Here is a 5,816-nt window from a genome sequence, read left to right on the forward strand (position 1 = left end):
CATGTCGCCGGTCTATTCTGTTACCCATGTAGCCGGTCAGGACCACCGCGCCACCTTCTCCCACAAGGGGAGAAGGGAACAACGTGCGACTGCCTTCTTACCTTACCAACTCCGCTACGGCCTTAAAGCGTTCGAGGAACCGCTTCTCGGCTTTTGCCGCGGTCCAGGGCGTCAGGTAGTCGCGCTCGGTGGCCTCGGGCAGTGCGGGATCGCGGCCGAACAGGCGTCCGGCTTCGGCTTCGGAGAATCCCGCAAGGCGGGTTGCTTCGAGATAGGCGGCGCCGCGGTCGGCGGCCTTGATCTGCTGGGTGATCTCGTCGGCCAGCACCGGCGGCAGGCCGAAGCGGATGTGGATCGCGGAGAGCAGGCGCTTCTCCACCGTCTTGTAGTCGCCGCCGAGCACCGCCTTGAACGGCGAGATCATGTCGCCGATGACATATTCCGGCGCATCGTGCAGCAGCGCCGCGCGCCGCACGCTGACATCGGCGCGCGGCATCTGCTGGCGCATTACCGCCTCGACCAGGAGCGTATGCTGCGCGACCGAAAAGATATGCGCGCCGCTGGTCTGGCCGTTCCAGCGGGCGACGCGGGCGAGCCCATGGGCGATGTCGGCGATCTCGATGTCAAGCGGCGAAGGGTCGAGCAGGTCGAGCCGCCGCCCGGACAGCATGCGCTGCCAGGCCCGCGCGTCCTGCTTCGGCGCCGGTGATCTTCCGGTCATTTCACTTTGAAGCGCGGGCTGCGATGCTTGCCGCCGCAGGCCTCATGGCAGAAGCAGGTGACGAGATGGTCGTTGACGATGCCGGTCGCCTGCATGAAGGCGTAGACGATGGTCGGGCCGACGAACTTGAAGCCGCGCGATGCCAGTTCCTTCGAGACCTTGATCGACAGCGGCGTCGAGGCCGGCACGCTCGCCGTGGTCTTGAACTCGTTGACCTTGGGCCGGCCGTCGACAAAATTCCACAGGAATTTCGAGAAGCCCGGGCCTTCTTCCATGATCTTCAGATAGCCCTTTGCGCTTTCGATCGTGCCCTCGATCTTGGCGCGGTTGCGCACGATGCCGGCATCGTTCATCAGCGCATGCACTTTCTTGGCGTTGTAGCGCGCGATTTTCTCGGGCTGGAAGTCGTCGAAGGCTTTGCGGAAATTCTCGCGCTTGCGCAGGATCGTGATCCAAGAGAGGCCGGCCTGGAAGCCGTCGAGGATCAGCTTCTCGTAAAGCGCGCGGTCGTCATATTCCGGCACGCCCCATTCCTCGTCGTGATAGGCGACGTAAAACGGGTCTTCCCCCGGCCACGGGCAGCGAGTCTTGCCGTCGGGATGCAGTTGTGCAGTGCGGCTCATGCGACGGTCTTTTTCGGTGCGGCGCGGACGACATCAGGCTCGGCCAGCCTCAGACCGAGGCCGCCGGCGGAGAGCGAAAGCCCGGCATCGAGCGCATCAGCGACGCGGTCGGTGCGGACCAGCGCCAGGCCGATCTCGCCTGCGGCCGAGCCCATGGTGCCAACCTGCTTGTCGCCGGCGAGGATCGTGGCGCCCGGCTCGGGCGAGAGATCATCCAGGATGATCTTGACGGTGCGCGTGCGCGCGGTGCCGCGATGCTGCATCCGCGACACGACTTCCTGGCCGACATAGCAGCCCTTGTCGAAATCGACGCCGTTGAGGCGGTCCATGTTGGTCTCGTGCGGGAACGCATCGCCATAGCTGAAGTCGAGCCCGCCGCGCGGGATGCCGCTCGCTATGCGGTGCGCTTCATAGGCGGCGCTGTCGACGAGGTCGGCGCCGATGAGATCAGCAACCTTCGCTTTCAGATCCTCGGGCACGAGGAGACGGAAACCCATCGCGTCGTTGCGGGGATCGGCGAAGCAGAGGTCGGGCCTCATCGCCGGCTCGCCGTCCCAGGCCGCCAGCACGCCGAGCCCGTCGGAGAGGTTCTCGACCGCGACCTTTGCGCGCAGCTTGTAGAAGCGGAGCTTGTCGGTCAGCGCTTGCGCAAGTGCACGCGGCACATCGATCAGGAAGCCGCCGCCGTGGCCGGCGGGCGCCTCCGTGATCACGAAATCGACGATGATCTTGCCCTGCGGGGTCAGCAGCGCGCCGAACCGGCCCATGCCCGGCTTGAGGTCGGTCAGGTCTGATGTGACGAGGCCGTTGAGGAAGTTGCGGGCGTCCTCGCCCGTCACCTTGACCACGCCCCGATCGGGTAGAAATGCTGCTTTCATGCGGCTTTGTTCGGCCTTTTTCCAAGGTTCCTTTGGGAAACGGAGCTAGCGGATATCCCCTGCGAAGTTAAGGCGCTAAACTGCGCCGAACAAGGCCCGGGCGGCGACTTGGATACGGGCGCGAGGAGCGATGAATCAGCGTTTTGACACCATTCTAAAATCCGGCACCGTGGTCAATCAGGATGGCGAGGGCGTCCGCGACATCGGCATCAGGAGTGGCCGCATCGCCGAGATCGGCGGCCTGAACTGCGATTCCGCCGACGAGGTGATCGACTGCAAGGGCCTGCACGTCTTGCCCGGGGTGATGGACACCCAAGTGCATTTCCGCGAGCCGGGCCCGACCCACAAGGAAGATCTCGAGACCGGATCGCGCAGCGCGGTGCTGGGCGGCGTCACGGGCGTGTTCGAGATGCCGAACACCGATCCGCTGACGGTGACGGAAGCGGCCTTCACTGACAAGGTGAAGCGCGCCCATCACCGCATGCATTGCGATTTCGCCTTCTTCATCGGCGGCACCCGGGAGAATGTGCAGGACCTGCCGGAACTCGAACGCGCGCCGGGCTGCGCCGGCGTCAAGGTGTTCATCGGCTCCTCCACCGGCACGCTGCTGGTCGAGGACGACGAGAGCCTGAGCCGCATCTTCAAGGTGATCCGCCGCCGCGCCGCCTTCCACGCCGAGGACGAATATCGCCTCAATGACCGCAAATCGCTCAGGGTCGAGGGCGATCCGCGCTCGCATCCGGTCTGGCGCGACGAGGTCGCCGCGCTGATGGCAACGCAGCGGCTGGTCAAGCTCGCGCGCGATACGGGCAAGCGCATCCACGTGCTGCATATCTCGACCAAGCAGGAGATCGATTTCCTGCGTGACCACAAGGATGTCGCTTCCTGCGAGGCGACGCCGCACCACCTCACCATGGCCGCGCCGGAATGCTACGAGCGGCTCGGCACCCACGCGCAGATGAATCCGCCGGTGCGCTCGGCCGATCATCGCGAGCGGATCTGGTACGGCATCGAGCAGGGCATCATCGACGTGCTCGGCTCCGACCATGCCCCGCACACGCTGGAAGAGAAGGCGAAGACCTATCCGGCCTCGCCCTCGGGCATGACCGGCGTGCAGACGCTGGTGCCCTTGATGCTCGATCACGTCAACGCCGGCCGGCTATCGTTGGCGCGCTTCGTCGATCTCACCAGCGCAGGCCCGGCGAGGCTCTTCAACATCGCCTGCAAGGGCCGTATCGCGGCCGGCTATGACGCCGATTTCACGATTGTCGATCTCAAGCGAAGCGAGACCATCACCAACGACTGGATCGCCTCGCGCGCCGGCTGGACGCCCTATGACGGGATGCGCGTCATCGGCTGGCCGGTCGGCACGTTCATCCGCGGCAAGCGGGTGATGTGGCAGGGCGAAGTGGTGACGCCGTCGCTGGGCGAGCCGGTGCGGTTTCTGGAGACGTTGACGGCCAATTACTGCCGCGCCAGCGCCAGCGAGAACTCACCGTTGCGCACGCGCGCCGGCAGCCCTTCGACGAACTTCGCCACCGCTTCCTCGCCATAGGTGCCGACCAGCTCAGCCAGCGCAGCGAACAGGCTCGCCTGCGCGAGGCAGTCGCCGTCGATGCCGTCATGGCGCGCTTCGGCCCAGGCCCCGTTCAGATAGGTGAGCGCGGCCTGCTTCTGCTCGTGGTCAGGCAGGGGATCGCGGGCAATCGAGAACGCTGGAATGCGCATGAAACTCACAGGCATGTCGGCGCGATTCACGGCGAATCACGTCATGCACAAAGCTGTAGCACGCAGATTGGGCACGCCTAGGCCACATCTTTAGGAAGGGTTAATGGCGGCGCCTAAGGTAAATCGATCGTCTATTCGCTCAGTCAGTTAGCATAGCGCGCGGTCAGGTCGCGCGAGATCTTCGAGCCCTCCTCGACGTAGCGGCGGATCGCCACGACGGCCGCCGGCGTGCAGGTGCGGTAGGTCTGCTGGAAACCGTTATACCCGCGGTTGAAGCCCGCGACCATGCGGGCGCGGCGGTCGCCGGAGGGGGTTTCGGCGTCGATCAGCGCCTGCATCTCGTTGCGCCATTTGGCGCCTTCGTTGCTGCCGCAGATGCCGCGCAGATAGTGCAGGGTGCCGAGGATTTCGGCGAGCCGCTGCAGGTCGCCGTCAAACGGAGCGGCGGCATCCTCCGCCCGGCCGGGCGAGAGATTGCACGCCGTGACGAAGACGAGGGCGGCCAGGAGATATTTCGACATGGCAGCGTCATATGCCCGTGGATTGTGCTGCAGGCAAGGCGCCGGAAGCCGCCCCATACGGTTTTAAATCAGCCGCCGGGCGGCCTGAAGCACCTCCTGCAGGCCGCCGGTGACCTTGAGATTGCCGATCGCCTCGGGCTCGAGCCATTTGAAATCGTCATGCTCGTCGTTCAGGTGGGGTTCCTGCGCCACCCATCGCGCCGCAAACGACATGATCAGATAATGCCCGCCACCGGTCGGCCCGGGCAGCACTTCGCGCCAGCCGGCCAGCGCCACAATCTCGATCTTGAGCCCGGTCTCCTCGTCGACCTCCCGGTGCAGCGCCGTATGCAGGGATTCGCCGAATTCGACCCGGCCGCCCGGCAGCGAATAGAAGCCCTTGCCGGGCGAGCGGGCGCGGCGAACCAGAAGCACCTTGCCGTCACGAAAAATCGCTCCGGAAACGGCAAGCTGGGGACGGGCAGGCTGGGCGGGGGAGGTCAAGAAGCGATCCAAACCGAGGAAAACCGGCGCCGATCATGCCCGATTGGTGACGAAAGGTCTAACCGGAGGGTTCGTCATGCCCGGGCTTGACCCGGGCATCCACGCCTTCCTGCGCCGCTCCAGGACGTGGATGGCCGGGACAAGCCTGGCCATGAGGGCGAAAGTGCAATTTGCAACAGGCCCGGCTACTCGCTCGCCATAATGCGCTCGATGTCGGCCTCAGTGCCGCCATTGATGATGCCGCCGGCGAGGGCGACCAGCGGCTTGACCCAGATCGTGGCCTGCTCGGCCAGCTTGGCACGGGTCTTGTCCTGGCGGACCTTGCCCATCGCGGCGCTCACTGCGGTCAATATCGAGGTCATCGTGTTCGTGATGTTGTCGAATTCGGCGCGGGTCGTGGGATCGGCCGATTCGTAGGCTGCGATCGCGAGGTCGCGCGCCCTGAAGTTGGAGGCTGTAAAATGCTCGGCATAGGTCAGCGGGTGCCAGCTCATGAAATCCTCGGCACATTCCGGCATATCCGGAATCATCTCGAGCAGCATGATGGCTTCGTTGAAGTGATTGAGGTAATCGGTGGCAAGCCCGGTGCGCGGATTGATGTTGGCGGCGCGCAACGCTGCCGCCCGAGCCTCGTCCGGGCCCGCCGGTCGCGGTGTCGGGCGATCGGATTCCGCTGCTGGTGAGCCCATCGATGCCATCCCGCCCAGAGCATTTTCGGTTCTGATTGAATCAGAACCGAAGCTCTGGATTCTTGTTTCGACGCGTTTTCTTCACGCGAACCGGTATCCACTTCGCTCGAAAACGCTCTAGGCCGTGTGGACTCTTGGGATTCTCAAATCAGATTGAACGTGATTCAAGGCTT

Annotated in this window: 7 protein-coding genes and 1 pseudogene; 1 reads left to right on the plus strand and 7 read right to left on the minus strand. The window is 64.6% G+C overall.

Translation table 11 applies throughout. The features are described 5' to 3' along the window. Window positions 1–97: 97 nt before the first annotated feature. Genes AAFX91_RS38025 through AAFX91_RS38035 form a run of 3 tightly spaced genes read right to left on the minus strand, consistent with a single transcriptional unit; the run spans window position 98 to window position 2,222 of the window. Window positions 98–721, minus strand: a complete 624-nt coding sequence (locus AAFX91_RS38025) for an HD family hydrolase (protein ID WP_130583777.1) — start codon at window positions 719–721, stop codon at window positions 98–100. Beyond that, window positions 718–1,344 (minus strand): DNA-3-methyladenine glycosylase I, encoded by a 627-nt coding sequence (locus AAFX91_RS38030; protein WP_130583776.1) that lies wholly within the window; start codon window positions 1,342–1,344, stop codon window positions 718–720. The genes AAFX91_RS38025 and AAFX91_RS38030 overlap by 4 nt, the downstream gene beginning before the upstream one ends. Continuing rightward, on the minus strand, window positions 1,341–2,222 hold the full coding sequence (locus AAFX91_RS38035) for a folate-binding protein YgfZ (RefSeq protein WP_130583775.1): 882 nt from the start codon (window positions 2,220–2,222) through the stop codon (window positions 1,341–1,343). Before AAFX91_RS38035 ends, AAFX91_RS38030 begins: the two co-directional genes overlap by 4 nt. 130 nt (window positions 2,223–2,352) lie before the next feature. Here AAFX91_RS38035 and AAFX91_RS38040 point away from each other — a divergent pair. Next, window positions 2,353–3,678, plus strand: a pseudogene (locus tag AAFX91_RS38040) (dihydroorotase); the annotation flags it as partial. Between the two features lie 8 nt (window positions 3,679–3,686). On the opposite strand, the gene AAFX91_RS38045 reads toward AAFX91_RS38040, so the two are convergent. The 4 genes from AAFX91_RS38045 to AAFX91_RS38060 form a co-directional block, all read right to left on the minus strand. Beyond that, window positions 3,687–3,950, minus strand: a complete 264-nt coding sequence (locus tag AAFX91_RS38045) for a hypothetical protein (RefSeq protein WP_394569913.1) — start codon at window positions 3,948–3,950, stop codon at window positions 3,687–3,689. 143 nt (window positions 3,951–4,093) lie between these two features. Further along, the gene (locus AAFX91_RS38050) at window positions 4,094–4,471 is read right to left on the minus strand and encodes a TIGR02301 family protein (protein ID WP_130583772.1); all 378 of its coding nucleotides are present in this window, start codon (window positions 4,469–4,471) and stop codon (window positions 4,094–4,096) included. Window positions 4,472–4,534: 63 nt separating this feature from the next. Then, window positions 4,535–4,954, minus strand: coding sequence for an NUDIX hydrolase (locus tag AAFX91_RS38055; protein ID WP_130583771.1), 420 nt, complete (start codon window positions 4,952–4,954; stop codon window positions 4,535–4,537). 185 nt (window positions 4,955–5,139) lie between these two features. Further along, the gene (locus tag AAFX91_RS38060) at window positions 5,140–5,643 is read right to left on the minus strand and encodes a hypothetical protein (protein ID WP_165421517.1); all 504 of its coding nucleotides are present in this window, start codon (window positions 5,641–5,643) and stop codon (window positions 5,140–5,142) included. Between the last annotated feature and the right edge of the window lie 173 nt (window positions 5,644–5,816).

Source organism: Bradyrhizobium sp. 31Argb (assembly GCF_043638955.1).
GTDB lineage: Bacteria > Pseudomonadota > Alphaproteobacteria > Rhizobiales > Xanthobacteraceae > Bradyrhizobium.

Bases quoted from the DNA above. Each gene is read 5' to 3' on its own strand.
- AAFX91_RS38025 (WP_130583777.1), bottom strand. From the start codon at position 721: ATGACCGGAAGATCACCGGCGCCGAAGCAGGACGCGCGGGCCTGGCAG.
- AAFX91_RS38035 (WP_130583775.1), bottom strand. From the start codon at position 2,222: ATGAAAGCAGCATTTCTACCCGATCGGGGCGTGGTCAAGGTGACGGGC.
- AAFX91_RS38030 (WP_130583776.1), bottom strand. From the start codon at position 1,344: ATGAGCCGCACTGCACAACTGCATCCCGACGGCAAGACTCGCTGCCCG.
- AAFX91_RS38050 (WP_130583772.1), bottom strand. From the start codon at position 4,471: ATGTCGAAATATCTCCTGGCCGCCCTCGTCTTCGTCACGGCGTGCAAT.
- AAFX91_RS38060 (WP_165421517.1), bottom strand. From the start codon at position 5,643: ATGGGCTCACCAGCAGCGGAATCCGATCGCCCGACACCGCGACCGGCG.
- AAFX91_RS38045 (WP_394569913.1), bottom strand. From the start codon at position 3,950: ATGCGCATTCCAGCGTTCTCGATTGCCCGCGATCCCCTGCCTGACCAC.